Below are 24122 nucleotides of genomic sequence, written 5' to 3'. Positions count from 1 at the left end.
GGCTCTGCTTCCTTCAAAAATACCATATTCACCGACAGACGCTCGATGGGATAACTAACAGCGACTCTCTGAGTTCTATCGCTGTTTCTCCGTCAATATGCTGCGACTCCCTCGAAGAGCCGAGGCCGGCGATCGGTTCAGTTGTCGAACCGCGTCTGGACCAGCGGTTGTGTGTCCTCGACCTCGCCGATGCGCGAATCCGAGAGGAGCACGGCCTCGGTCTCCTCGATGGGGACCGAGAGCGAGATCTCCTTCGTGCGGCCGTAGCGGCCCTTCGAGACGACGACCGCGTTGACGATGCCCAGCATGTCGAGTTCGGAGATGAGGTCCGTGACGCGGCGCTGGGTGAGGACGTCGGCGTCGATCTCCTGGCAGAGGCGCTTGTAGATGTTGAACACCTCGCCGGTGTTGATGTTGTGGACCCCGTTCTTCTCCAGGAGGGTGGTGGCGTAGAGGACGAGTTTGGACTGGGTGGGGAGGGTCCGGACCACCTCGACGACGCGGTCGAGCTCGATCTTCTCCTGGGCCTGGCGGACGTGCCCCTCGTTGACCATCTCCGTGCGGTCGCGTTCGGCGAGCTCGCCCGCCGTCCGGAGCAGGTCGAGCGCGCGCCGGGCGTCACCGTGCTCCTGGGCGGCGAACGCCGCACAGAGCGGGATGACGTCCTCGGTCAGGGAGTCGGGTTTGAACGCCACGTCCGCCCGCTGCTGGAGGATGTCCCGGAGCTGTGTGGCGTCGTACGGCGGGAAGACGATCTCCTCCTCGCCGAGACTCGACTTGACGCGGGGGTCGAGGAAGTCGGTGAACTTCAGGTCGTTCGAGATGCCCATGATGGAGATGCGGGAGTTCTCCAGCTCGGAGTTCATGCGCGAGAGGTTGTACAGCGTATCGTCGCCGGACTTCTCGACCAGCTTGTCGATCTCGTCCAGCATGATGACGACCACGCGCTCGTGGTAGTCGACGGCGTCGAAGAAGGCCGAGTAGACGCGGTCGGTCGGCCACCCGGTCATCGGGACGGGCTCGAACGACTCCTGGTCCACCTCGAGCTCGGCGATGCGCTCCTCCAGGGCCTCCCTGTCCGCGAACTCCGTGTCGGCGACCGGGCCGTCGGCGCCGGAACCGCTCCCGATGCGCTCCGCGAGGTCGCCGAGTTCGTCGAGTCGGTCGGCGACGACCTCCTCGTTCTTCTCGATGAACTTGTTGGCGAGCTGGGCCAGGACGCGGTACTGCGTGTCCGTCACCTCGCAGTTGATATACTCGACCTCGCAGGGGACCTCGTACTTCCGGCTCGTCGATTCGAGTTCCTCGCTCACGAACTTCGCGCTCGCGGTTTTTCCCGTTCCAGTCTTCCCGTAGATGAGGATGTTCGAGGGCGTGTCCCCGCGGAGCGCCGTGACGAGGATGGTCGCCATGTTGTTGATCTGCTCCTCGCGATGTGGGAGCCGGTGGGGCGTGTACGAGGGACGGAGCACCTCCTTGTTCTCGAAGATGGGCTCGCCCGAGAGGAGGTCGTCGAACAGTCCGCGTGAGGCCTCGTCCGGGTCCCCCCCCTCGTCGTCGAGGACGACCTCGTCGAGGTCGAGGTCGATCTCCCCGAGCGACTCGTCACTGCCCTCCGGACTGGGGTCGGGGATGACGCCAGGGTCGGCGTCGGCACCCCCGGCGTCGGTGTCGGCATCGGCATTCGTTCCGTCGGCACTCGGTTCCCCGGCCGCCCGGTGGCCACCGTCGACCGTGGTCGGGTCGGTGCCGGTCGAACCGACCGACGTGTCCGACGGCTCGGCGGCCGTTTTCGCGCCGGACGGAGGATCGGCCGGCGGTTCGGACACCGCCGCATCCTCGGTCTCGGTTGCGACGGCGCGTCCCTCCTCCGGGACCGTCCCCGGCCCGTCGGGGGCGTCCTCCTGAGAGGAACCGTCGCCCGTTCCCTCGTCGTCGTGGTCGTCGCTCTCGGCCCGCTCACCCGCGTGTTCGGAATGGTCGTCTGTGTTTGTCATACTGAGTCCTTGCGTGTACCGTGGTCCAGCATCTGGTCCGGCGTACAGCGTCCCCTCCGTTTCCTCGCCCGAGACCGGTGGCCGATATCGCCCCCGGTTTCGGGTGGAAGTCACCCCCGCGCACCGACGTCCGAACCACTGAGGCCCGTCAGCGGCCCGGAACCGTGCGGACGAGATATGGCGGGGTTCCAGTTGATGCAGGAGAACGGGTGGTTGTGAATATCTTAAGCGTTGCGGTGAGCCGCCCCGAGTGGGAGGCGTGGCCGGCGGGACGGTCGGTGGTCGTAGTGGTGGGGGCGGTGGACGGAACCCCCCAACCCCTTCGTTTCGAGTGGAGCACGCAATAGCAGGGGTGGGGGGTGGTAGAGCTGCGTACTGTGTATGGAAATCTTTATGAAAACACCCATTCAACGATACCCGAACGACTAGCAGGAAGCGGTTTGGAGGGACCACTCCCGACCAAACCGCGCTAGATAGGTCTAGATACTCTCCGGACGCCTCTCGACCCACCATTACGCATCGGCCGACCACCGCGTCCTACCTCTGACACCCGCCTGCTCTCTGCTCCACCCGAAACGAAGGGGTTGGGGGGTGCTTCGGAACCCCCGCTCCGATGAGGTCCTCGCCCCTGCCGGACCGCCCGTGCCCGCTGAGCGGCTCCCACCTGCCCCTCCGACCTCGTAGTCAGAGCACTCCCGTCGGGGCCCCTCCCGAATACCTCCTCCCGAACGACACGGGTTCCAGTGGCCCCTCGCCGCCGGTAACATATCAGACTCGAACAACTGTTTTCGGATGACATACGTCGGACGGCCGTATTCGGCCCCGATACGGCCGATAGGGACACTCAACTGTCCGATTGTATATATGTGTCTGACGCAGAGTTAAGTGGGTACGGTTCGGGGGTACCGTCAGAGCGCCTTGGTCCATTGAGGCCAGGGTGCGGGAGGATAGGATGGGTCTGCTCACAAGCATCAGATCGAGCATTTCGAAGCTCTTCGCGGCCAGCGAGCCGAGGCGAATCGGGATCTACGGTCCCCCCAACGCGGGGAAGACCACCCTCGCCAACCGCATCGCCCGTGATTGGACGGGGGACGCGGTCGGTCCGGAGAGTCATGTACCGCACGAGACGCGACGGGCGCGTCGGAAGGAGAACGTCGAGATCAAGCGCAACGGTAGCTCCGTCAACATCGACATCGTGGACACGCCCGGCGTGACCACGAAGGTCGACTACACGGAGTTCCTGGAGCACGATATGGCGGAGGACGACGCCATCCGGCGGTCGCGGGAGGCGACCGAGGGCGTCGCCGAGGCCATGCACTGGCTTCGAGAGGACGTCGACGGCGTCATCTACGTGCTGGACGCCACGACGGACCCGTTCACGCAGGTCAACACGATGCTGATCGGCATCATCGAGAGCCAGGACCTGCCCGTGCTGATATTCGCGAACAAGATCGACCTGGAGGACGCCTCCGTCCAGCGGATCCGGAACGCGTTCCCCCAGCACGAGACCGTCCCGCTGTCGGCCCTTGAGGGTGACAACATGGACGAGGTCTACGACAAGATCGCGGAGTACTTCGGGTGATAGGATGGCAGAACTGACAACCGGCGACGACGGGAACGCACCCCTCGACGGCGTCCAGATCGACCTCATCAGCACCGAGCGGATGGAGGGGCTCCGGACGATGGAGAAGATCCACCTCATCCTGGACGGGGTCAGGGACGGCAACATCGTCATCCTCGAACGCGGGCTCGACCCCGACGAGGAGTCGAAGCTCATCGAGGTGACGATGGGTGAGATCCAGCCCGACGGTGACGGGTTCACCGGCATCGAGATCGAGACCTACCCCGGCGGCACCCGGAACGAGTCCGGGCTGCTGGGGCGGGTCCTCGGCAGGGGGGAGCAGTCGAAGCTCACCGTCATCGGCCCGGCGAACCGCATCGAGACGCTGCACAAGGACGAGAACCTCATCCGGACGCTCATCCGCCGCCGATAGCTCCGGACCGGCCCGACCTCGGCCCGACGCCGAGCACGGCCCCAGAAACCGCCACGACCGACCACGACACCACCACACGCCACACCGATGCCACACCAGTGTACCAACTGTGGGCGCGTCTTCGACGACGGCTCGAAGGAGATGCTGAGCGGCTGTCCTGGCTGTGGCGGGAACACCTTCCAGTTCCACCCCGAAGGAACGGACGTCCCGTCGGAGCCGCCGGACGCCGAGCCGCCGGACCCGGAGGGGTCCGGCACCGCCAACACGGTCGGTCGTGCCGCCACCAGGGTCCGGGACTTCGTCTCGACCGACGACCCCGTAACGCCCGATTCGGCGTCCGGCCCACCGGAATCCCCCCCGGGGACGCCCGGCCGGTCCGACGCCCCCTCGACCGGTGATGACGCCGGCACCGCGTCCGCCTCGACCACGGGGCCGGCGACCGACACCGGTTCGAACGCGGGCGACACCGGCCCCGACCCGAACACCCCTTGGCCCAGTGAGCGCGACGACGGGGGCGAGGACCTCCCGACCGACGAGGACGGCATCATTGACGCCGACGCCCGGGAGGCCGCGCGTGCGCCCGACACCGCCGGGATGGAGACGGGCGGCGGCTCCGACGCGACGGGGACGGACAATGGCGGTCCGCTCGACGGGTCCGCGCCGGACGGTCCGGCCCCCGCTGCGGGGAGTAGTTCGGGTTCGGACGCGTCGGGCGCGCCGAACGCGCCGGCCTCCGAGGCCCCGGGCGAGGGGCGCGTCGCGAGCACCCCCGACGAGGACCAGCCCGACATCTCGGAGCTCCGCGAGCAGCTGAACGACCAGTTCGAGTCGATCAAGATCCTCGAACCGGGCCAGTACGAGCTGAACCTGATGGAGCTGTACGACCGCGAGGAGTACATCATCGCCCTCCAGGAGAACGGTCGCTACGTCATCCAGGTTCCCGAGCAGTGGCTCGGCGACCAGCCGGGCGACGCCTGAACCTGAACGCCCCCCCATCCCGACGCGCTTCGACGACCGTCCCCATCCCCCGCACCCGCCCACCCCTGAACCCCTGACCTCGCGGCTCGGCCACGAACCCGAAGACCGAGGGGGGTACGGGTCGAAGCTCATCCAGTGCCGTCGCGTGACCCTCGACCAGTGGCGCTGGTCGCCGTGCTCGTGCTCGGGAGCGTCGCGGCCCGGGTCGGCACGCTGCTTGAGGGGGTCGGCCGCCGGCTCCGCGCCGCGGCGATGCGGTTCCCGGCGCTGCTCGCCCGTCTGGGCGTCGTCGACCGCGACCGTGGAGACCGGGCCTTCGGCCTCGCGCTGCCGGTGATGATCACCGGTGGGCTCCGGGTCGCGCTTCGGGTCTCCGATTTCGTCTTCGTTGGCCTCGCGACCGGCGCGGTCGGCATCGCGGCGCTCGAACTCGGCTTCCAGTACTACTTCATCGCCTTCGGTCTCTCGCTCGGGCTCACCTCGGGGACCATCAGCGTCGTCTCCCGGCTGACGGGCGCCGGCGAACCCGCCCGCGCCGACCTCGCGGTGAAGCAGTCGCTCTGGCTCGCGCTCGCCATCGCGCTCCCCCTGACCGTCGTCTCGTGGGCGTACGCCCGGCCGCTGCTCGACCTGCTCACGCTGGACCCGGAGACCGCCCGCCTCGGGGCGGCGTATCTCAAGCTCGTGATGCTGTCGATGGCCCCCCGGTTCTGGTCGATGACGGCCGCCCGCGCGCTCGCTGGGGTCGGCGACACGCGGACCCCGATGTACGTCCGGCTGCTGACGCTCCCGACGAACGTCGCGTTGAACGCGGTGCTGGTGTTCGGGCTCGGCCCGGCGCCGGCCCTGGGGGTGGTCGGCGCCGCGGTCGCGACGGTGGTCGCCAACACCGCGGGTGCGCTCGTCTTCGCCGGCGTCTTCCTCTCGGGGCGATGGCCCATCCGGCTCCGCGTCGGCGGCCCACAGTTCGACCTCGGGCTCGCCGCCGAGATCGTCCGCGTCGCCTCGCCGCTCGCCGGGACCCGGCTCGCCCGGACCGTCGGCCGGTTCCCGTTCCTGTTCGTGCTCGGCGTCCTCGGCACGCCGTACGTCGCCGCCTTCGCGGTCGGCCGACGGGTGGTTCTCTTCGCGCTGATGCCGGCCTGGGGGTACGCGACCGCCGCGAGCACGCTCGTGGGGCAGGCAGTCGGCAGCGGCGACGAGGAGACGGCCAGCCGCGACGGCTGGGCGACGGTCCGGGTCGCGCTCGCCACGCAACTGCTCGTCGCGGTCGTCATCGCCGCGTTCGCCGCGCCCATCGCGACGCGCTTCGGGACCGAGGAGGTCGCCCTCACGGCGGAGTTCGTCCGCGTGTTCGCGCTCGGGGTCGCGGGGTTCGCCGTCTCACGCACCACCCGCGGCGCGCTCCGGGGGGCCGGCGACACCCGGTGGCCGCTCTACGGCACCGTCCTCGGGACCTATCTCCTCCGGCTCCCCATCGCCTTCCTCGCGCTCCCGGTCGGCTACGCGGTCACGCTCGGCCCGTTCTCGGCCGCTCCCGGGCAGGGGCTCGGCGCGCTCGCCATCTACGCCGCCGTCCTCGTCGACTTCTACGCCAAAGCCGCGGTCAACGCCACCCGCTTTGCCACCGGCCGATGGAAGGCCGTCGCCCGGAGCGCGAACGTCGGCGTCGGCGGTGATTGACGGACGCGGCGGATTTCGAACAAGCGTGCGTTCCAGGGCCCGAAACCCGGCCATAACCGACGAACGGTCGGAACAACCCCGGAACACTCCGTGTCAGGCGTCCCGACCCTCCGCCCGCCGCTCCCCCTCGACCACCGCCTCGGCCTCGATCTCCACCACGAGGTCGGGGTGGACGAGGGCCGACACCTCCACCATCGTCGCGGCGGGGCGCACGTCGCCGAACGTCTCGCCGTGTGTCCGACCGATGGCCTCCCAGTCGTCGACGTCCGTCACGAACAGCCGGGTCCGGACGACGTCCTCGATGTCCGCGCCCGCATCCGCCAGCGCCTCGGCCACCAGCCCCAGCGCGTGACGGGTCTGTGCGTACGCGTCGCCCGGCGCGACCGGGTCACCGTCCGCGTCGGTCGCGGTCGTCCCGGCGATGTGGACCCGTCCGTCCGCGCGAACGGCCCGCGAGTAGCCGACGGTCGCCTCCCACTCCGTGCCCGACGAGACGCGTCTCCGGGTCATATGCTTCCCGTGCGGCTCGACCGTCCTCAACCCTCGGCCGGAGCCCCGTATCGCCCCCCGACGGGCTGCACCCCTCCGTTTCCCGTGGAGAACGGCCCATCCATACTCGGCGACAGGGCGGACCGAGCGTATCGCCCCGCTGAGTGCGAACTGAAAGCGTTTAAATCGGGTCCGACCACATCTCCACCAATGAGCGACGCGACGAAGATAGTCCTGAGCACGATCGGCGCCTCGGCGTTCCTGGCCGTCGTAGCTATCATTTACCTGACGGTCGTCGGTATCTGACGTGTTCGAACCACGTGATCTCCCGGACGAGGTGGCGGCGGTCCGTCGAGCCCATACACCCGACGCTGTCGTGCTCGACGGCGGACAGGACTTCGAGACGCTGGAGCCGGCGGTCGCCGAGCAGCTCGGGCTCCTCGCCGACGGGCTGGAGCCGTTCTCGGCGCCCGAGTCGTGGCTCCCGGCGGACGTCCCGGAGGTCCTCCGTCGGACGGCGGGCGACGAGCTCACCGTCGGCCTCCCGGGCGACGGCGGCGTGGTATGGACCCGGCAGACGACGCCGCCGACGGTCATCGTCAAGCCGCGCCTGGAGGGCTCCCCGGCCTCGTTCGTCGACTTCCTCGTCGCCGAGGCGCTCGTCCAGGCCGACCTCGCGCCGGCCGAATCCTTCCTCGCGTTCTTCGGCGAGGGGTATCCCGACCTGGCGGCCGCCACGCCGCTGTCGCCCGCCGATACCTACCAGCTCGGGGCCGCGCTGTACGACGCCTACGTCGGTCGGTTGACCCGACCGGTCTTCGAGGCGTGGGGCGTCGGGGGCTCGGACGAGCACCCACACTGTCCGGACCTCCACGCGGCGTGGGTCGACGCCGGCGAGCGGCTCCAGCCCCGCCTCGATGACCTCGCCGGCGAGGTCGCCCGCGGCGAGACGGGGTTCGCGGCGGCCGCGGAGCTGGCCTGTGCGGCCCTCAAACACGGCCGCGACCTGCCGGACCCCTTCGCGGCGCTCGATACCGGCGCCTACGAGCGCAACGGTGCCGCGTTCGCCGTCCAGTGGGCAGAGAGGACGTTCGAGGCGCTGGCGGACGAGGGGACGGGGTAGGACGGACCGCCCTCCCGACTCAGATCTCGTCGCCGGGGTCGTTATTCTCCCGGACGCGCTCGGCCTCGGCCCGGTAGCGCTCGCGGTCGTCGGCGGCGACGGTCGCGAGGTCGTCCGGGTCCACGTCCCGCGCGGCGGTGACCGGTGTCCGGTCCAGCACCGCCGAGGAGAGTTCCCTGGTCACCGCGCGCTCGCCGTCCGGCGTCGCGTACACCAGCGTGATGAGGTTCCGGCTGTCGTAGGAGCGCTTGACCAGCCACGTCCGAACCTGGCCGTCCCCGCCGTCACCGCCGGTCCCGGTGTCGCCCATGCGACGGGCTGGGCACTCGGCGGTCTTCAACCCCCCCGTTTCCGGTGGAACCGTCGGCCGGCGTCCACTCGCTCGTCCACCGGAGCGGGCGCCCCGCCGCGTTCAATCCCTCCGGGGGTCGAACGGGGTCCACTCCCGGGGGCCCGGAACGCCACGGACGCGGAGTTCGGGCCGGTCCCCGTTCTGCCCCTCGCGGACCTGGATGCGCCCGTCGCAGAAGTGCGAGATGGTGCGGACCGTCCGCTCGTCCTGTGTCTCCGGGTCCAGCAGGAACGCCCCGAACCCGTCGATGGAGGCGTTCCGCCCGGCCAGCGTGTGGACGAACCGCGCGGTCCGCCGGACGTCCCCGAACGAGAGCAGCGTCGACACCGAGGCGACGGCCAGCCGGAGCCGGTCGACGCCGTCGGCGTCGAAGTCGGCACACAGCTTCGAGTAGCGCATCCCGATACCGGTCAGGTCGTCGGGGCCGGAGACGGTCTGGATGCGGGCCGTCCGCCGTGTCGCCTCGCTCCGGTCGTTCCCGACGCAGTCGACGAGCCCGATGCGGCCCTCCCGTGGCGTGGCGCCGACGTCCTCGCAGTCCTCGAGAACGGCGTCCCCGTCGTCGTCGGTGGTCACGACGATGGCGCCCTCGTCGTCGGCCAGCGACCCGACCACCATCCGCAGCGTCAGCGCCTGTGCGCCGACGTGTGGCGGCCCCGCGACGATGACGTTCCGCCCGGCGGGAATCGGCTCCAGCGGGAGCCCGTCGAACCGGTACGGGTCGGCGCCCCGGTCATCTGGCTCCCTGTTGGGTGGTCCGGTGTAAAAACTCCGTCCCCGCGCGTCCCGCGAACGGGTGGATTGATACGCCCGACTCGCCTACGGGCGCACGATGGACGCCCCGCTCTGGACGGAAACCCACGCCCCGGAGCTCGCGGACCTGCCCCAGCCCGGCGTCCGTGACTACCTCACCGAGGCCGTCGAGGAGCCCATCAACCTCGTCCTCCACGGCCCGGAGGGGGTCGGCAAGACCGCCGCCGCCCGAGCGCTGGCCCGCGCGGCGCATACGGACCCGGATAACGACCTCGTCGAGATCAACGTCGCGGACTTCTTCGGCCGCACGAAGACCGAGATCAAGAACGACCCGCGGTTCGCGCCCTTCCTCCAGGGTCGCTCCCGGATGAGCAAGCGCGACATGATCAACCACGTCCTCAAGGAGTCCGCGGCCCACCAGCCCGTCTCCGGCGAGTACAAGACCGTGCTGCTGGACAACGCCGAGGCCATCCGCGAGGACTTCCAGCAGGCGCTGCGCCGCGTGATGGAGCAGTACGCCCGGACCACGCAGTTCGTCATCGCGACCCGGCAGCCCTCGAAGCTCATCCCGCCCATCGAGTCGCGGTGTTTCCCGGTCCCGATGCGGGCCCCGACACACGACGAGACGGCGACGGTCCTCCGCTCGATTCTCGACGCCGAGGACGTGGAGTACGACGCCGAGGGGCTGGACTTCGTCGCCAGCTACGGCGACGGTGACCTCCGTCGGGCGGTTCTCGGCGCCCAGCTGGTCGCCACCGACGCCGACGCGGTGACCATGGCGGCCGCCTACGAGGCCCTCGGCGAGGTGGGCGTCGACGCCCAGCTGGAGGAGATGCTGGCGGCCGCCTCCTCCGGCGACTTCAGCACCGCCCGCTCCACGCTCGACGACCTGCTGGAGGACGAGGGGCTCTCCGGCGACGAACTGCTCGCGGACCTGCTCCGGGTCGCCCGCGAGAGCAACCGCAACTGGGACGTCGCGCGACTGCACGAGCTGGCCGGCGAGGTGGATATGGACCTCGTCGAGGGCTCGTCGGACCGCGTCCACCTCTCGCATCTACTCGCGGAACTCGGCCGCGAGACGGCGTCCTCGTGACTCCCACGTTCACCGATTACTCCGAGCGTTTCCGTCGAAGGGCCGACGTACGTCACAGAAGCGCACCTCCACGGACCGAACCGGTTCGTTCCGGAGACACGGTGCTCACCGCCCGTCGAGCAACTCCGCCAGCCCGCCGAGGTCGGGGACCGACCGACCGCCGGACGGAACCGCCTCCTCCCCTGCGACCAGCACGCCGGGGATGCCGACGTCCAGTGCGCCTCCGATGGCGGCGGGGTCGCGCCCGGCGAACCAGAACCGGCCGTCGCCCAGCGCGTCCTCGACGGTCTCGAAGGCCCGGGCGTGCGGGAGTTCGTAGCCGGTCGCCGCGGAGGTGAACGCCCGGGTCACGCGGCCATCGAGGCCCACCACTCCGAGGAGCCGGTCGACCTCCGGTGGGCCGTTCAGGTAGACGACGGGCCGCCAGCCGGCAGCCTCGAGCCGGTCCAGCGCGGCCGGGGCGCCGTCGATGGCGGCCCACGCGTCGGGGTCGAGATACGCCGCCCGGACCTCGCGGGCGATGGCGTCTGCCTGCCGTCGGGGCACGTCGACGGCGGCGAGCGCGTCCGCGAAGGCCGACTCGTGGTGGCGCCACCAGTCCGGCCAGTCGGGATGCATCCGGTCGGGGTCGTGCCAGGGGAGATCCAGACCCGGCCGGACCGCCTCGGGCGTCGCGGACCGACCGGTATCGCTGGCCACGAGGGCGTCACACAGCGCCCCGGCCCAGCCGTCGTCCGGGGGGCCGTGCTCCCCCGCGGCCGTCGCGCCGCGGCGGCTCGCGAGGGTCTCGAAGGCGAGGAGGGCGTAGCGGTTACGCACACGACGGGGTACCGCCGCGCGATGCAAAAGCGACCGGATTCGACGGCCAACAGCCGTCGAGCGGGAGTTCGGCTACCCCCAGCACCACCGTCACGGCCGCCGTCACCAGTGGCGCGGTTTGCCGAGGTTCTGCATCTCCGTCTCGCAGTCCGCACAGCAGACCGACCCCCCGGCCTCGACGCGCAGACCACACCGGGGGCACTCGTACTCCTGCAGACGGTCGTCGTCCAACGCCGGGTCGGTTGACAGCATCGTTGTGTGATTACGATTCGAGCCTTGTGAATCTGGTCCCGGGCGGTCTGCCGGTGGACTAACGGTCAGTTTGGTCGGTAGCCACACTCCCCCGTCAGCGGTCGTTCGCCGCCCGGCGGTCGTCGGGCCCCCCGGCGTCGCCCGGTTCCGTCCCCGGCCCGGCGTCGTCGGCCTGCAGGACGAGGATGTAGCGTGTCAGCGACCGGTGGACGCGGCGGTCGAAGCGGTCGACCACGGTCCAGCCGGCGGCCTCGGCCGCCCCGGTCCACGCCCGGTCCCCGACGACGACCGCCCGGCGGGCCACGCGGCGAGCCTCGGCGAGTGCGTCGCCGACGACCGCCGAGAGTTCGTCGCTGGCCCACGACTGGCGGCCGTAGGGCGCGTCGAAGACCACCGCGTCCACGGGACCGTCCCCGTCCGGGCCGCCGGCCACCGGGAGCCGGCGGGCGTCGCCCCGACAGGTCGCGAACCCCCCGGGCGGTTCCACGGCCTCCGGGCCGCCCGGGCCACCCGACGCCCCGCCCCCGCCCCCGAGATAGTGGCCGAGGTTCCGCCGGGCCCCTCGGACCATCTTCCACTGGGCGTCGACGCCGACGACGTCGGCCCCGACAAGTCCGGCCTCGGCGAGCAGGCCGCCGGTGCCGCACATCGGGTCCAGCAGCGTCCGGCCAGGGCGGGCGCCGGCGATGTTGGCGAGCGCCCGCGCCAGCAGCGGGTCCATGCTCCCGGGCTGGAAGAACGGCTTGTCCGTCGGCTGGCGCTCGCCGAAGTCCCGGACGCTCTCGGCGGTCAGCCAGCCCAGCGCGCAGACGCCCGGCTCGTTCGCGCCGAGCCCGCCGGCGGCCGTCCCGTCCTCGGCCAGTCGTACCTCGCGCTCGTCCGCGATGCCGACCGTGGCGGTGCCGTCGTCGGCGTCGTCGTGGCCCGGCGGTACGGCGAACAGGGCTCGCAGCTCGTGGTCCGGGTCCTCCAGGTCGACGCTGAAGCCCCGGTCGACCAGTACCGCGCCGAGTTCCCGCTCGGCCCGGGCCGTGTCGACGCCGGTCAGGCTCCGCACGTCGCGGGCCCGGACCCGGACGGAGCCCTCGGCGCCCTCAGGTACCGCCCATCCCCCCGTCGAGGGGCCGCCCGGGCCCTCCAGCGCGGCGGCGTCCAGCAGTGTGACGGCGTCCTCGACACGGGGCGCCGTCCGGCCGAGGAGCGCGGCGACGCGCTGGGTGTAGGCCAGCCCACGAACCCGGTCGGTGACGCCGCGGGCCGTCGCGAGCCCCGTGCCCAGCGGGTCGACGGCGGAGCAGGCGCTCTCGGCCTCCCGGCGCGCGAACCGGTCGTCCTGGCCACCCAGTTCGAGGACGTACACGGGCGTCATCGGGGGCGCACCGGGCATGAGGGTGCCGGTCCGGGTGCCCCGAGCGCCGCCCCGCGCCAGACAAGCACCCCTATTTCAAGCGGCAATCGATGCCGGTTTATAAACAGAACGGACGCCAGTGGGCCGATGTCTCCGGTTCTCGACCTGTCAGTCACCACCACCCATATTTATAAAGGTTAAATACGTGTCTTAAGATACATGAGCGACCCCAAGGAAACCATCAACATCGAGAACGTGGTAGCCTCGACGGGTATCGGCCAGGAGCTCGATCTCCAGAGCGTGGCCATGGACCTCGAGGGGGCAGACTACGACCCCGAACAGTTCCCGGGCCTGGTCTACCGCACCCAGGAGCCAAAGAGCGCGGCCCTCATCTTCCGGTCGGGGAAGATCGTCTGCACGGGCGCCAAGAGCACCGACGACGTCCACGAGTCGCTGCGCATCGTCTTCGATAAACTCCGCGACCTCAACATCGAGGTCGACGAGGACCCGGAGATCGTCGTCCAGAACATCGTCACCTCCGCGGACCTGGGTCGCAACCTCAACCTGAACGCCATCGCCATCGGGCTGGGCCTGGAGAACATCGAGTACGAACCGGAGCAGTTCCCGGGCCTGGTCTACCGGCTCGACGAGCCCGACGTCGTCGCGCTGCTGTTCGGGTCCGGTAAGCTCGTCATCACGGGCGGCAAGGAGCCCGACGACGCCCGCAAGGCCGTCGACAAGATCGTCTCGGAACTCGACAAGCTCGGCCTGCTCGACGGCTGACGCCGGTCTCCCTCCCGTTCCCCGTTCCACGCCCGATAGCGCAGGCTACATGCGACCGCGGCGCCCACGTCACCCATGGCCGGCTTCCCGCTCGCCCCGTTGCAGGCCCCCGTCGCCAACCCGCCCCCCCCGCTCCAGTCGGTCACCGGTGGCGGCCCGCTCGCGCTGGTCGTCACCTTCCTGCTGGCGAGCCTGTTCTACGCGTTCACCCTCCATCTCGCCGCGACCTTCTTCATCGGTGAGGTCCCCTCGCAGAAGGCGGCCTACGTCGGGCCGGTCCCCGCCGCGGTCTCCATCCTCCTCCAGCAGTACGGCCTCAGCAGCTCGCTGCTGGTCGGGGTGGTCATCGTCGCGACGCTGGTGGCGGAACTGCTCGCCGTCAGTGCCGTCTACCGGCTGAAGTTCCGGTCGGCGGCCCCGCTGGTCGTCCTCCACTTCGGCTTCGCCGCGGTGATGGGCGTCGCGCTGGCGAACGTCTTCGGCGTGCTTTAGCCGGCGCCGACGGTCGCCCTACCGCTCCGTCTCGACGTCGGCGTCGGGCTCGACGGCGCCGGGTTCGGTCCCGAGCAGGTCCCGGAGCCGTCGGGTCACGGCCGGGAGGACGCGCTCGTCCAGCGAGTATGGCCCCGAGCCGGTCACGAGCACCGCCGAACTCAGCCCGAACAGGGTGACGTGCGCCAGGACCGGGTCGTTCGGGAGGCCGAACAGGGTCGTCGTCAGAACCACGAACCCGAGCGCGGCGGCGGCGCGACTGAACAGCCCGAGCACCAGCAGCAGACCGACCCCGAACTCGACGAGACCGGCGCCGAACACCCACAGCTCCGGCGCCAACGGGAGCACCGACGTGAGCCCGAGGTCGACGGCGAGCGTCGCCGCGCGGCCGGGCTGGAACCACTTCTCGGCGACACCGAGCAGCATGAAGTTCAACCCGAGGCCGACCCGGATGGCCACGGGGGCGAGTCGGCGGTCGACGCCGAGGCGCCGGAGTGCCACCAGCGGCCGGGGGCGGCCCGACGCGACCCGGTTGACGATGGTCCCGTCCGTGACCGCCAGCCGCCGGAGGAGGCCGTCTGCGCTTGGCTGCCCGGCCCCGAGCAGCACCAGCCCCAGGAAGCCGGCGAGATACTCGCTGGCGAGCAGCAGTTCGGACCCGAAGACGGCCAACCCGCCGAGGTACGCCACGAGCCCCGCGACGGCGACGACTCGCGTCGCCAGCCCGAACAGGAGCAGGAACCCGAGCACGACCTGGAGGAGCCGGGCTTCGACGGGGACGCTCGGGGTGAAGTAGTACCCGGTGAACGCAGCCCCGACCAGCGGCAACCCGGTCGAGAGCCGGAGCATCCACGGGAGATACGGCGTGTACGAGGCCAGCGTCCGCCGCGCCACCTCGATGTCGGGGATGCGCGACCCGCCGACCAGATAGCCGGCGGCTGCCGCCAGCGCGACCGCCGTTCCAAGCCCCACGAGCAGCAGGGTCAGCGGGTCCGTCAGTACGTCGGCGAGGAAGGCGACACCGTCGCCGATGGGTTCACCATCGGTGACGTAGTCCACGTGGGCCGGAACCGGCTCGAGGACCGCCCCGGTCGAAGAGGAGTCCATAGTGGTGCCACGCACCGAACGAACCTAAAGGGCCCTGTCGCCGCAGTTCTCTCGCCGAACCCTTACCGCAGCGCGTCCAGCCGGAACTCGAACCCGGCGACGGGGAGTTCGAGATCGTGTTCTACCAGCACGCGCGGGTGGAGTTCGCCGATGACGCCCACCTCGTCGCCGTCGATGACGATGCTCGCGGTGCGGCCGTCGATGAACGACGGGTGGTCCGTCGGCGGCGTCGACAGGTCGACGTCGAAGACCCGGCAGAGCGCCTGGAGCTTCCCCTTGGCGTCCTCGTAGGAGGCGTCGGTCCGGGCGAGCACGCCGGCCACGGTGCGACGCTCGGCGACGCGGGTGTTCGCCCCGTCGTCCCGATGCGCCGCGAGTCCGATCTCCGCGAGGTCCTGCGGGTACGCCCGGTGCGTGTTGCGCTCGAGCACCATGGTCAGGGAGGGGAGCGCCCACGACCGGACCATCGTGTAGTCCTCGCTGTACGGTTCCGTGATGGTGACCGGCGGCCGTGCACCCAGCGGGGCGTCCGGGTCCGGCGTGACCTCGTCGTCGTGGGCCGACGGCGTGTCGAGCCCCATCCGCTCGTAGTTCTCGGCCTCGCTCGTCATGTGGAAGTTCAGCATGTCCTCGAACCCGAGGCCGACGAGGGCGTCCCGGGCGGCGTCCTCGATGCGGGACCGCTCGTGGCGACCACCGATGGTCCCGACGTCGGGGTAGCGCGGCTCGAGATCGTTGAACCCGTACGCCCGGCCCACGTCGTCGACGACGTCCAGCGGGTGGAGTACGTCGACGCGGTAGGGCGGGACCGCGACCTCGTAGGTCAGGGTTCCGTCCTCCTCGGCGACGGCGTCGAGGCCGGCGCGTTCCAGCAGGTCCACGACCTCACCGGGGTCGAACGAGACGCCGAGCAGCGACTCGATGCGGTCGTGGCCGACGGTCTTGCGGTCGGTCGAGAGGTCCGGACGGTCCAGCGTCCGGTCGGGGTAGTCGATGTCGACGCGCTCGACCCGGCCGCCGCGCGCGTCCAGCGCGTAGCAGACGATGTTCAGCATCCGGTCGATGGTCCACTGGTCGGTCCCCGTCATCTCGATGAACAGGTCCCGGGAGGCGGTCTCGACCTCGGTCCGCGTCCCGTTGATCACCGGCGGGAAGGAGAACAGTCCCACGTCGTCGTAGATGGCGGGGTAACGCTCGTAGTCGGCGACGAGGCCGGCGTACGTCTCGCCGGTCGGGTGGTCGGTGAGGACCTCCCCCGGGGTGAGTTCGCGGTCCGAGTCCAGCGGGACGAACGTCTCGCCGTCGGGCTCGATACCGGTGTAGCGGATGGACTTCCTGCCGCCACTGGCCCCCGTGGCCGACGCGCCCTTCAGCATCGTCAGGTCGTGGACGCCGATGGCGCCCTTGGCGCGCTTGCGGCCCATCGTGGCGTGGAGCTTCTCCTGGAGCTGGATGAGCGACTCCAGCCCCGCCTCGTCCAGGTCGAGCCCCCGAACGACGGCGCCGGTGACGTACGGGCGCTCGTCCGGGACCGACCCCTCGACCTCGATGGTCCAGTCGGCGTCGTTCGTGTCCGGGATGTAGACGCCGCGGTCGTCGCCGTACTGGTAGCGCAGCGACCGGGCGACCCCCTCGACGGAGAGCCGGTCCAGCCGGTCGGGGGCGAACTCCAGCTGGAGCAGGCCGTCCTCGGTCTCGCCCTCGAACTCCAGGCCGAGCGCGAACAGGTCCTCTTTCAGCGCCTCGTCGTCCTTCTCGTCGTGGCCGGTCAGGCGGCGCAGCTCGTCGGGGTCCACGTCGACGACGGGCATCAGTGGACCACCTCCGCGGTCCGCAGCCGGTCCAGGTCACACAGCGTCCCGTGGACGTCCCGGATGTCCTCGAAGCCGTACATGAGCATCAGCAGCCGCTCCAGGGCCAGTCCCCAGGCCATCACGTCGCACTCGACCCCGAGCGGGCCCAGCACCTCCTCGCGGAAGATGCCGGAGTTCCCGATCTCGACCATCTCGCCCGTCTCCGGATGGGTGCCGAACAGCTCGAAACTCGGCTCAGTGTACGGGTTGTAGTGGGGCTTGAACTGGATGTCCGTGATGCCGAACCGTTCGTAGAACTCCGTGAACGTCCCCATCAGGTCCCGTACCGAGAGCTCCTCGGCCATCACCCAGCCCTCGATCTGGAAGAACTCCAGCAGGTGGGTCGGGTCGAGCGTGTCGTTGCGGTACACCTTCTCGACGGAGAACCAGCGCTGGGGCGGGTCGAGGTCGCCGACCTGCTCGCCCGAGAGGTAGCGCATCGACAGCGAGGTGGTGTGGCCCCGGAGGTCGACCCCCTTCGCCACGTCCTCTGTCCAGGGGGAGTGGTAGCCGTCGCCGTCCGCGCCGACGCCCTCGCGGTGGGCCGACTCGACCGCCGCCACGAGGTCGTCGGGCAGCTCCCGCATCGGCGGCACGTCCAGCGCGAACTGGTCCCAGTGGGTCCGGGCGGGGTGGTCCTGTGGCATGAACAGGCAGTCGTTGATCCAGAACTCCGCGTCGGCGTGGGGGCCCTCCATCTCGGAGAAGCCCATCCCGACGAGGACGTCCTTCACGCGGTCGGCCGTCTGCCGGAGGACGTGCTTGCGGCCGCCGTAGTCGGTCTCGGCGTCGGCCTCGACGTTGTAGTCGGCGAACTCGACGTCCGCCCATTCGCCCGACGTGAGGAGTTCGGGCGTGAGCGCGCCGACCGTCTCGGCCGTCTCGATACCCTCCATCAGTGCCGTCACGCCCTCGTCGGTGAGCGTCACCGACCGGACGGTGGTCTCCGTCCGGCTGGCGAGCCCCCGGTCCTCGAGTCGGTCGAGGACGGTCCCGTCGAGGTAGCCCGCGTTGCCGTCGGCGATGGCGGCAAGCGCGCCGGCCTCCGGGTCGTCCTCGGGGTCGACGTCCGGGCCGCCCGCCAGGTCGACGCGGACGGCGCCCTCCTCGATGTCGCCGAACCCCTTCCGCGCGAAGTTCGACAGCGCGATGTCGACCTCGGGGCCCTCCAGCCCGGCGGCGCCGACGAGCTCGCCGATGCTGACGGCCTCGTCCTCGGCGCCGGCGTCGACAGCCGCGCGGTAGAGCCGCAGTTCGGGCAGTCCGGCCTCGCGGTAGCGATCGCCCTCGTCGGTGAGGTCGACCGCCTCGGCGCTGTACGCCTCGACCTCGACGAGGCCGTCGGCGGCGAGTTCGAACGCGGCGTTGGTGACCGCGGTCGGGTCCGCGTCGAGTTCCGTAGCGAGCGATTCGACCGTCTTCGTCCCGGTCGCGCTGGCGGCCTCCAGCAGCGCGACCTCTGTCTCCGGGCGTCGCATGTGATGTGTATTGTCGGTGGGTGCGCGTGGCCGGCGACGGGTCGCCAGCGTGGTCGTCAGCGATGCGTGCGTCGGCCGGACAACTAACGGTTCCGGACCCCCGCGACGGTTTCGCGGCCAACCCCTCTGTTTCGTCTCCAGATAGCGAGGGGTCGGTCGGTCCACCGCCGCGTCAGGCGAGGAAGAACGGGTCGGACGCGGCTGGCGGTCGTGGGGCGGCGCGTCGTCGCCTCCGTCCGACTGACATACGCTCGCGTGTGGGTGAGTGACACTTCAACGTTGTGGGCGCCAGAGCGTCCCGAACGCCCGAACGGCCCCCGAGCCTATCGAAATACCGAGATATATGTGAAACAGTTCGCGGACAGTCGTGGTTCATGATATACGTGGGGTTCTCGGATTCTATACCCGACGTCCCTCGGAAACTCCTGGCCGGTCGTGGAGCCCCCCGGCCGCGGTGGTCCCATCCCGTCGTCCTCGCGGGGGGAGCCGTGGGCCCCCCGACCGCGAGGGCCCGGGGCACGTGCCGTCGCCGCGGTCCGAGAGCGGACGGGTCGTCCGGATATCTGAAAGATTGATAGGTACGTCCGCGTAACGGGCCTTCAGTGTCATCCTACGTGGACGAGGACACGGCCGCAGCAATCGACAGCGGCCGTGCGACCGCGGGCGCGATGCTCCGGCAGGTCCAGAAGCACCTCCAGAAGGTGTTCATCCTGTTCGTCATCGGGCTCATGGGGACCATCTACCTGCTGCGGAACTTCGTCTGGGCGCGGCTGAAGGCGGACCTCAACGTCCAGGAGGACATCGTCGTGGTCGCGGTCACGCCGTTCGACGTCATCCTCCTCCAGGTGAAGATCGGCCTCCTCGTCGGCGTCATCGTCGCGCTGCCGTTGCTGCTCTACTACTCCCGGGACGCGCTGAAGGAGCGTGGCATCTGGCCGCGCGGCATCCCGCGCTGGAAGGTCGGGACGGTCGCCGGTTTCAGCGGCCTGCTGTTCACCGGCGGCGTCGCGTACGGGTACGGCGTCTTCTTCCCGACGGCGTTCCAGTTCCTCGCCCAGAACGCCGTCGATTCGGGGTTCACGCCCACCTACTCCATCGTGAAATGGGCGCAGTTCATCATCCTCCTCTCGCTGTCGTTCGGCCTCGCCGCTCAACTGCCGCTCGCGATGAGCGCGCTGTCGTACTCCGGGGTCGTCCCGTACACGACGTTCCGTGACTACTGGCGACACGCGGTCGTGGGACTGTACGCGGTCGGGGCGCTGTTCACGCCGCCGGACCCGCTCACACAGCTGCTGTGGGCGACGCCGCTCATCGTGCTGTACGCCGTCAGCCTGCAGATATCGAAGTTCGTCGTGACGGCGAAGCTCTCCAGCGAACGGCTCGGGGCGCGCAACGTCGCCCGTGCCAACTGGAACACCGTCGCGGGCGCGGCGGCCGTCGCGGGCGCGGCGACGTACTTCGGCTACCGGGCGGTGCTGGGCGGCGCGGCCGACTCGGTGGTCCCGCAGGTCAACGCCGGGCTGACCGTGCTGGACCGGTACGTCGCCACGGGACGGCTCCGCCCCCCCTCGCAGTGGACGCCCGACCCGGTGTTCGGGCTGGACCCGGCAGTCGCGCTCGCGCTGGGGGCCGCGGTGGTCGCGCTGGGCGCGGCTCTCGGGGCGCTCGCCTACCACCTCGTCGCCGCGGTCGACGAGATCATCGCGGCAGAGGGCGGGCTGAAGGCGGTCGAGCGCGGCCGCACCCCCTCGGTGACTAGCGACTCCGGCGCCGCGCCCGCCTCGACCGGCGCGCCCGGGGAGATCGACCTCTCGGAGCTCGACGCCGGTGGCATCCGCGCGGCCCCCATCGAGGCGTTCGCGGACATGGCAGAGGACGAGGCCGTCTCGCTGGCCAGCGAGGCGATGGGCGAGGACGACCCGGACCGCGCGGAGGCCATCCTCGACCGGTTCGACGAGGCCCAGGAGCTGGCCGAGGCCGACCCCGTCGAGGCCGGCGCCACGGCCGCGGCCGCCAACGACGTGGGCCAACCCGCCGGGACGGGCCCGGGCGCCGACGAACCCGGCGTCAACGCGGGCGCCGAGGAGGCCGGCGTCGGCACCCGGACCGCCGCGGGCGTCGCCAACGCCTTCACCGAGGACGAGACCGACGAGGAGGACATCGGCGGCTACCTCTACGACATCCAGTTCATCGTCGAGTCGCTCACCTCGAAGGCGTTCCTCATCGTCGGGCTGTTCATGATCGTCCTGGCGGCCTCGTTCAGCGCGCTCTACCTCGGCGGTATCGGGATGCTGAAACAGGAGTTCGTCTCCCGGGTCCCCTCACAGGTCATCGACCCGGAGAGCATCAACATCGTCGCGCTCCACCCGGTCGAGGTGCTGGTCTTCGAGATCAAGGTGTCGGTCATCTTCGCGGTGGTCGCGACGCTGCCGGTGCTGCTGTACTACGCCTGGCCGGCGATGCGGGAGCGGGGCCTCGCCGCCGGCAACCGGAACGTCCTGCTGCTGTGGGGCGGGCTCACGACGCTGGGGCTCGTGGTCGGCAGCGCCGTCGGCTTCCTCTACGTCGCGCCGAACGTCATCTCCTGGCTGGTCGCGGACGCGCTCGGCGCGAACATGGTCATCGCCTACCAGATCAACTCCTTCGGCTGGCTCGTCTTCTTCACCACCGTCGGGGTCGGGCTGCTGTTCGACATCCCCGTCACGATGTACCTGTTCCACCGGGGCGGGCTGGTCCCGTACCGCACGCAACTGGGGCGCTGGCGGGAGGTGAGCGTCCTCGTGCTCGGCGGGGCCGCGATATTCACGCCGAAGAGCGTCTTCTCGATGTTCATCGTCGGCATCCCCGTCCTGCTGGCGTACCTCGCCGGACTGGCGCTGCTGTACGCCGTGACGCTGGGCGGTCGCCGCGGCGGACCGAAGCCGCCCGTGGCCGAACCCAGCGACTGAGGTCTCGAACGACGGCTTCGCCACCGGCCGTCACTCCACGCCGCACTCGCTCCTCGCTACCGCTTCGACCGGCGTCACGCCTCGCCCGGAGGGTCGTCGACGCGCCTCGGGGACGTCCCCGGCGAACGGCGAAGCTATACCACGACCCTGGCCCAACGGCGGGTATGCCCAAGATCTCGGTCGAGATGCCACAGGAACTGCTGGACGACCTGGACGAGCACGTCGGTGACGACGGGAAGTTCGTCAACCGGAGCGATGCCATCCGCGCCTCCGTGCGGAAGACGCTCGACCTGCTGGACGAGATCGACGCCCGCCACGGCCGGCTGGACGGGGCGGAGTGAGCCCGGCGACTACTCGCCGGCGTCGGGATCCGGCGCCGCCGCGTCGGCGGTCTCCGCGGCCCCGTCGTCCGTCCCCTCGGGGCCGTGGTCGATCACCTCGGCGAAGCCGAAGCGGGGCTTCACCTCGTCGACGCGAACCCGGACCCGGTCCCCGACCACGGTGTCCGGGACGAACAGCGTGTAGCCGTCGACGCGGGCGATACCGTCGCCCTCTGCGCCCACGTCCGTCACCTCGACGACGGCCTCGTCGCCGCCCCGGACCGGTGCCGTGATGCGGTTCTTCGCGACGAGGTAGAGCTCCGAGGAACTGTCCCGGGAGGCCCGCGGCCGGACGTCGCGGACGTACTCGAACTCCGCGTCGATCGCCTCGCGGAGGTCGTCCAGGTCGCGGCCGTCGAACACCTTCACGACGAGGTCGCCACCCGCCGGGAGCACCGTCAACGCGGTCTCGAACGCCTGCCGCGCCAGATGGACGGAGCGGGCGTGGTCGAGGTCGTACTCGCCGGTCATGTTCGGTGCCATGTCCGAGAGGACGACGTCGGCCCCTCCCTCGCCGACCAGGTCGGCGACCCGCTCGCGGGTGTCGGCCTCGGTCATGTCCCCGCGGACGGTCTCGATGTGTGCGGCACCGTCGCCGCTGCCGGCCTCGTCCGCCGAGAGGTCCCGTACGCTCTGCAGGTCGATACCGACCACCTTGCCGCTCGCGCCGACCCGCTGGGCGGCCACCTGCAGCCAGCCACCCGGCGCCGCCCCGAGGTCGACCGCGATGTCGCCCTGCGAGAGGAGTCCACACTCCTCGTCCAGCTGCTGGAGCTTGTAGGCCGCCCGGGACCGGTAGCCCTCCTGCTTGGCGCGGTTGTAGAACTCGTCCTTACCCGTCATGCGTGCCTCGCTCGTGTCAGCGTGGGTCTCGCGGTGGTTGCAGGCGAGATGGCGTTCACGTCCGGACGGAGCGCACCGAGGGGGAAATGCACGTCGGATGCGGGCCGTTCGGCGCTCCCCCGCCGCTCACCGCGGATACCGGACGGCGCTCGGCCCCCGCGTCGTGGCGGTGTGCCGACGCGCCGGTCACGGCCAACAGTCAGCTGGGAGCACTCATACCGGTTGATACTGTGGGGAACGACGCACGTCGCGGCAGTGACGGCCCGAGGGTCCAGGAGACCGGCTCTGGGGAGCGACAGCTCCGCGAGGGACCCCTCGAGATCAGTCCGGTGCCGGTCGCCATCCTCGCGGACCGACAGGTCGTGTGCGCGAACGACCGGGCGAAACAGGAGTCGGGGTTCAGGGAGGACGAGCTCCTCGGCCCGAGCCCCGCCGACTCGGCGCTCTCGGCGATCGACGCAGACGGAAACCGCATCGACGACGAGGGCATCACCGTCGAAACCCTCGAGCGCGGCGAGCCGGTGTGGAACCGTGTCTGCGGGTCGACATGCCGGACGGGCGATCGATCTGGCTCTCGACCAGTGGGACGCCGCTGCTTGATAACCGCGGCGAGGTCCGGCACATCGTGCCGGCCTTCGAGAACGTTACCGAGCGCAAGCAGCGTGAGCGGCGGTTCGATGCCGTGTTCAACCATACGTTCCCGTTCACGGGGCTGATGAAGCCGGACGGGACGCTTACCGAGGCCAACGACACCGGCCCGGAGTTCGCCGGCGCGGAACGCGAGGCGGTCGTCGGGACCTATCTCGTCGGGCGCCCGTGGGTCACCGACGAGAGCCGCGACCGCGTCTACGACGCCGCCGACCGCGCCCGCGAGGGGGAGCTGGTCCGGTTCGGGATGGAGACCGGCAGTGCCCGGCGAAACGGGACAGTGCCCATCGACCGCTCGCTCAAACCGTTCCACGACGAGGCCGGCGAGGTGGTGCTGCCACCCGAGGCCGACGGCTTCCACGCCGCCGATGAGGGCCCCGGTATCCCGCCCGAGGAGCGGCGGGAGCTGTTCGAGCACGGCTCGACGGATGGCAGCGGCCCCCGGGCCTCACCATCGTCCGGAACGTGGCCGACGACCACGGCTAGGAGATCCGGGTGACCGAGAGCGAGACGGGCGGGGCCAGATTCGAGATCAGCGATCTGCCGGACACGCTCACCGACCTCCGGCGCCGCGCGGCCGGCATCGACCCCGTCTGAGAGCCGTCGACGTGCCGGGCGACGATCTCGGACTTCCGAGCGTTGTATTTGGATCGGTATTATCGAACGGATTTGTAGCAGGAACGCCTCTCGAGTCCAATTTTTGACTCGT

The 24122-nt window shown here is 70.4% G+C and carries 22 protein-coding genes; 11 read left to right on the top strand and 11 right to left on the bottom strand.

Features of this window, described 5'->3' with window-relative positions:
* Positions 1-137: 137 nt before the first annotated feature.
* Complete coding sequence (locus DP107_RS06805) at positions 138-1997, bottom strand: Cdc6/Cdc18 family protein (protein WP_238330799.1); 1860 nt, start codon at positions 1995-1997, stop codon at positions 138-140.
* A 952-nt stretch (positions 1998-2949) separates the two neighbouring features.
* Here DP107_RS06805 and DP107_RS06800 point away from each other — a divergent pair.
* From DP107_RS06800 to DP107_RS06785, 4 genes are all read left to right on the top strand, one after another.
* Complete coding sequence (locus DP107_RS06800; protein WP_144261403.1) at positions 2950-3579, top strand: Era-like GTP-binding protein; 630 nt, start codon at positions 2950-2952, stop codon at positions 3577-3579.
* Between the two features lie 4 nt (positions 3580-3583).
* Entirely contained in the window at positions 3584-3991 is a 408-nt protein-coding gene (locus DP107_RS06795) for a DUF2073 domain-containing protein (RefSeq protein ID WP_144261402.1), read from the top strand.
* An 87-nt stretch (positions 3992-4078) separates the two neighbouring features.
* Positions 4079-4969 (top strand): Zn-ribbon domain-containing protein, encoded by an 891-nt coding sequence (locus tag DP107_RS06790; RefSeq protein ID WP_144261401.1) that lies wholly within the window; start codon positions 4079-4081, stop codon positions 4967-4969.
* Positions 4970-5221: 252 nt separating this feature from the next.
* Complete coding sequence (locus DP107_RS06785) at positions 5222-6652, top strand: MATE family efflux transporter (RefSeq protein WP_144261609.1); 1431 nt, start codon at positions 5222-5224, stop codon at positions 6650-6652.
* 93 nt (positions 6653-6745) lie between these two features.
* Here the strand turns inward: DP107_RS06785 and DP107_RS06780 are convergent, their stop codons facing one another.
* Positions 6746-7162: a RidA family protein gene (locus DP107_RS06780; protein ID WP_144261400.1), complete on the bottom strand. Its 417-nt coding sequence runs from the start codon at positions 7160-7162 to the stop codon at positions 6746-6748.
* 286 nt (positions 7163-7448) lie between these two features.
* On the opposite strand from DP107_RS06780, the gene DP107_RS06775 reads away from it, so the two are divergent.
* Entirely contained in the window at positions 7449-8264 is an 816-nt protein-coding gene (locus DP107_RS06775) for a DUF7089 family protein (RefSeq protein WP_144261399.1), read from the top strand.
* A gap of 19 nt (positions 8265-8283) precedes the next feature.
* On the opposite strand, the gene DP107_RS06770 is transcribed toward DP107_RS06775, so the two are convergent.
* Together DP107_RS06770 and DP107_RS06765 are read right to left on the bottom strand one after the other, a co-directional pair.
* Positions 8284-8574, bottom strand: a complete 291-nt coding sequence (locus DP107_RS06770) for a hypothetical protein (protein WP_144261398.1) — start codon at positions 8572-8574, stop codon at positions 8284-8286.
* A 102-nt stretch (positions 8575-8676) separates the two neighbouring features.
* Complete coding sequence (locus DP107_RS06765) at positions 8677-9282, bottom strand: DUF7504 family protein (RefSeq protein ID WP_449405191.1); 606 nt, start codon at positions 9280-9282, stop codon at positions 8677-8679.
* A 166-nt stretch (positions 9283-9448) separates the two neighbouring features.
* Here DP107_RS06765 and DP107_RS06760 point away from each other — a divergent pair, with 166 nt between their 5' ends.
* Complete coding sequence (locus tag DP107_RS06760) at positions 9449-10462, top strand: AAA family ATPase (RefSeq protein WP_144261396.1); 1014 nt, start codon at positions 9449-9451, stop codon at positions 10460-10462.
* A gap of 105 nt (positions 10463-10567) precedes the next feature.
* Here DP107_RS06760 and DP107_RS06755 read toward each other — a convergent pair whose 3' ends face one another.
* The 3 genes from DP107_RS06755 to DP107_RS06745 all read right to left on the bottom strand — a co-directional run bounded on the left by DP107_RS06755 (position 10568) and on the right by DP107_RS06745 (position 12893).
* Positions 10568-11281, bottom strand: coding sequence for an HAD family hydrolase (locus DP107_RS06755; protein WP_144261395.1), 714 nt, complete (start codon positions 11279-11281; stop codon positions 10568-10570).
* Positions 11282-11383: 102 nt separating this feature from the next.
* On the bottom strand, positions 11384-11533 hold the full coding sequence (locus DP107_RS06750; protein ID WP_144261394.1) for a rubrerythrin-like domain-containing protein: 150 nt from the start codon (positions 11531-11533) through the stop codon (positions 11384-11386).
* 94 nt (positions 11534-11627) lie between these two features.
* The gene (locus DP107_RS06745; RefSeq protein WP_144261393.1) at positions 11628-12893 is read right to left on the bottom strand and encodes a TIGR01177 family methyltransferase; all 1266 of its coding nucleotides are present in this window, start codon (positions 12891-12893) and stop codon (positions 11628-11630) included.
* A gap of 207 nt (positions 12894-13100) precedes the next feature.
* On the opposite strand from DP107_RS06745, the gene DP107_RS06740 reads away from it, so the two are divergent.
* Positions 13101-13664 (top strand): TATA-box-binding protein, encoded by a 564-nt coding sequence (locus DP107_RS06740; protein ID WP_144261392.1) that lies wholly within the window; start codon positions 13101-13103, stop codon positions 13662-13664.
* A 75-nt stretch (positions 13665-13739) separates the two neighbouring features.
* Positions 13740-14156 (top strand): DUF7473 family protein, encoded by a 417-nt coding sequence (locus tag DP107_RS06735; protein WP_238330798.1) that lies wholly within the window; start codon positions 13740-13742, stop codon positions 14154-14156.
* Between the two features lie 18 nt (positions 14157-14174).
* Here DP107_RS06735 and DP107_RS06730 read toward each other — a convergent pair whose 3' ends face one another.
* The 3 genes from DP107_RS06730 to pheS form a co-directional block, all read right to left on the bottom strand.
* The gene (locus DP107_RS06730; RefSeq protein WP_144261391.1) at positions 14175-15263 is read right to left on the bottom strand and encodes a DoxX family protein; all 1089 of its coding nucleotides are present in this window, start codon (positions 15261-15263) and stop codon (positions 14175-14177) included.
* Positions 15264-15325: 62 nt separating this feature from the next.
* Positions 15326-17074 carry a phenylalanine--tRNA ligase subunit beta gene (pheT, locus tag DP107_RS06725; RefSeq protein WP_144261390.1) on the bottom strand — a complete coding sequence of 583 codons (1749 nt, stop codon included), beginning with the start codon at positions 17072-17074 and terminating at the stop codon, positions 15326-15328.
* Positions 17074-18594 carry a phenylalanine--tRNA ligase subunit alpha gene (gene pheS / locus DP107_RS06720; RefSeq protein ID WP_144261389.1) on the bottom strand — a complete coding sequence of 507 codons (1521 nt, stop codon included), beginning with the start codon at positions 18592-18594 and terminating at the stop codon, positions 17074-17076. The genes pheT and pheS overlap by 1 nt, the downstream gene beginning before the upstream one ends.
* Before the next feature lie 602 nt (positions 18595-19196).
* Between pheS and DP107_RS06715 the strand changes: the two genes are divergently transcribed.
* Both DP107_RS06715 and DP107_RS06710 read left to right on the top strand, forming a co-directional pair.
* On the top strand, positions 19197-21542 hold the full coding sequence (locus DP107_RS06715) for a twin-arginine translocase subunit TatC (RefSeq protein WP_144261388.1): 2346 nt from the start codon (positions 19197-19199) through the stop codon (positions 21540-21542).
* A 164-nt stretch (positions 21543-21706) separates the two neighbouring features.
* Positions 21707-21883, top strand: coding sequence for a ribbon-helix-helix domain-containing protein (locus DP107_RS06710; protein ID WP_144261387.1), 177 nt, complete (start codon positions 21707-21709; stop codon positions 21881-21883).
* A gap of 9 nt (positions 21884-21892) precedes the next feature.
* Here the strand turns inward: DP107_RS06710 and DP107_RS06705 are convergent, their stop codons facing one another.
* Positions 21893-22765 carry a 23S rRNA (uridine(2552)-2'-O)-methyltransferase gene (locus DP107_RS06705; RefSeq protein WP_144261386.1) on the bottom strand — a complete coding sequence of 291 codons (873 nt, stop codon included), beginning with the start codon at positions 22763-22765 and terminating at the stop codon, positions 21893-21895.
* A gap of 523 nt (positions 22766-23288) precedes the next feature.
* On the opposite strand from DP107_RS06705, the gene DP107_RS06700 reads away from it, so the two are divergent.
* Positions 23289-23912, top strand: a complete 624-nt coding sequence (locus DP107_RS06700; protein WP_185977205.1) for a PAS domain-containing protein — start codon at positions 23289-23291, stop codon at positions 23910-23912.
* Positions 23913-24122 lie beyond the last annotated feature (210 nt).

This window comes from Haloglomus irregulare (genome assembly GCF_007421925.1).
GTDB classification, from domain to species: Archaea; Halobacteriota; Halobacteria; order Halobacteriales; family Haloarculaceae; genus Haloglomus; species Haloglomus irregulare.
The sequence above is the reverse complement of the archived record's forward strand: the minus strand, read 5'-3'. Positions and strand labels throughout refer to the sequence as shown.